At 46.5% G+C, this 1,894-nt stretch carries 2 protein-coding genes and 4 pseudogenes; 3 read left to right on the forward strand and 3 right to left on the reverse strand.

The window, feature by feature from the left end:
* Window positions 1-148: 148 nt before the first annotated feature.
* Window positions 149-232: pseudogene (locus tag ACS603_RS23365) on the forward strand (type II toxin-antitoxin system TacA family antitoxin); the annotation flags it as partial.
* A 39-nt stretch (window positions 233-271) separates the two neighbouring features.
* Here ACS603_RS23365 and ACS603_RS23370 read toward each other — a convergent pair.
* From ACS603_RS23370 to ACS603_RS23380, 3 pseudogenes are all read right to left on the reverse strand, one after another.
* Window positions 272-367 (reverse strand): annotated as a pseudogene (locus ACS603_RS23370) (AAA family ATPase); the annotation flags it as partial.
* A pseudogene (locus ACS603_RS23375) lies at window positions 367-668 on the reverse strand (Mu transposase domain-containing protein); the annotation flags it as partial. The pseudogenes ACS603_RS23375 and ACS603_RS23370, both read right to left, overlap by 1 nt.
* Window positions 669-841: 173 nt before the next feature.
* Window positions 842-1,030 (reverse strand): annotated as a pseudogene (locus tag ACS603_RS23380) (transposase); the annotation flags it as partial.
* 211 nt (window positions 1,031-1,241) lie between these two features.
* Here ACS603_RS23380 and ACS603_RS23385 point away from each other — a divergent pair.
* Both ACS603_RS23385 and ACS603_RS23390 read left to right on the forward strand, forming a co-directional pair.
* Entirely contained in the window at window positions 1,242-1,463 is a 222-nt protein-coding gene (locus tag ACS603_RS23385) for a type II toxin-antitoxin system Phd/YefM family antitoxin (RefSeq protein ID WP_474945014.1), read from the forward strand.
* Window positions 1,460-1,831 (forward strand): type II toxin-antitoxin system death-on-curing family toxin, encoded by a 372-nt coding sequence (locus tag ACS603_RS23390; RefSeq protein WP_474945015.1) that lies wholly within the window; start codon window positions 1,460-1,462, stop codon window positions 1,829-1,831. Before ACS603_RS23385 ends, ACS603_RS23390 begins: the two co-directional genes overlap by 4 nt.
* Window positions 1,832-1,894 lie beyond the last annotated feature (63 nt).

Raw genomic sequence — 1,894 nt, forward strand, 5'->3', positions numbered from 1 at the left:
ACTGAAATACCGGTTCTGACAGAGTGTCCCGGGGGGGGAGACCCTCCCGGGTGGTCAGACAGGCAGGCTTCGGGGAAGATAACATAAGACAGATTACAGATACCTCTAGGTGGGCTTGTATAGCGTTTGCTATACAAGGTTTACACTCATAAAATCAGATGTCCAGCCCAACCTTAGAGCTAAGGCATCTCAAAGAGCACTTATCGACGCTGCTGCTGAGATCCTTCATAAATAAGGAAACTGACCTGCCCCCCAGGATTAGATACAACCTCAGCTCTTTTTTAGCTGCCTGCTCCAGCAGGCTTTCAACGTGATAGCCCAGGTGCTCCATTTTCAGGCGATTCCGCAGCGTTTCAAGTTCATGCATCACAGCAGCTCCTCATACATACTCAGTGGACGATGTTACACCATGCCGACCATGCCGACCATGCCGACCATGCCGACCATGCTGCCAGAGCGAAGCATGGTGCTCAGGCACCGTCTGCCAGAAAGATGAGCCGGTGTGATGCCACCTGCTGCTCAATACTGTAGATCCGCAACACGTCATCCAGTGATATTCGTATCGAGACCGGCCGCCCGCACAAGGTTTCGGGAACACTGTAACGATTGCCGCCAACCTCGATATAGCTGTCCCAGGACACATGGCGGATGTCGAAGTAGCTGGTATCGACAATGTACGCACCTTGCTTACGCATTTGCTTTATCATCTCTGCTCAGCATGTCGATGTATTTTCTGGTGTGAGAACCTTAAGGAAATAACATGTTGGGTGGGGCGGACAATAAAATAGTCCAGGAAAACATCCGCATCCCCATTTTACAGTCTTATATCATTGGCGCTAACACCTGCACCATTATTACGTTCATGCTGACGCAGCCAGGTTCTAAGTGTGTCGGGGCTACAGCCAATTTTTGGCGCGATGGAGTTGATGGCAGCGTGTTCATAGTGATATTCACTGCGCTGCTCCAGCAGCATTCGGACAGCCCGCTCACGCAGCTCGGGTGGGTAACGGTTAGTTCGTTTGGGTGTCATTTCGGGTCTCCTTTCACTGAGGGTTTAGTCTCCCGAAAACCCGGTACGGTTCAGCTTGTAATTAATTGATTGTTAATCATTAAATAATTTAACATAACCTTGATTGCGAGGGCTTCACTATGTGATGAAGTCTAGAGCAGGTATTGAATTTCTGTACGTTTTAAAGTAAATTTAGACGTACATTTCAATGTTATTCAGAAGAACATCATGTATGCAATCTATTAATTTTACCGCAGCCCGGGGTAAGCTGGCTACAGTACTCGATGGTGTCGCAGCTGGCGAGCCGATAATGATAACCCGGCGTTCAGCCAAACCAGTAATCATCGTTGATGCTGAACAATACGAAAAAATGCAGAAAGCTCAGGCTGAGTCTGATTTTGACTGGCTTTTTGCAGAGCATGGTAAAACCCTTCAGGCCCTGAAGGGCAGATGATCCGTTTCCTTACTGACAAAGATGTCATATGTATCCATGATCGTATGATTACAGCGTATGGAGGACTTGAAGGTTATTCCGATGCCGGCCGGATTGAAAGCATGGTCACCCGTATCCTTAATCGTCATGTTTATGAAGGTGAATGTGATGTACACGTTCTGGCCGCAGCTTATCTACTTGCTATAGCGAGAGGGCACTGCTTTAATGATGCCAACAAAAGAACAGCCTTCGCATCAGCCGTACTTTTTTTACGCCGTAATAGTGCGATTGTTTCTTTTTCTGAAGAATATGAAGACCTGACTGTCAAAGCCGCAAAAGGTGAAGTGGATGTATGGGAGATTGCAGATATGTTGAGGAAATCTCAATAACCAATTGTATTTATTATTTTAAAATTATTAATTTAACATAATCATGATTATGCGCACTAATGG

It is taken from the genome of Enterobacter sp. Li2LvB3, assembly GCF_056156645.1.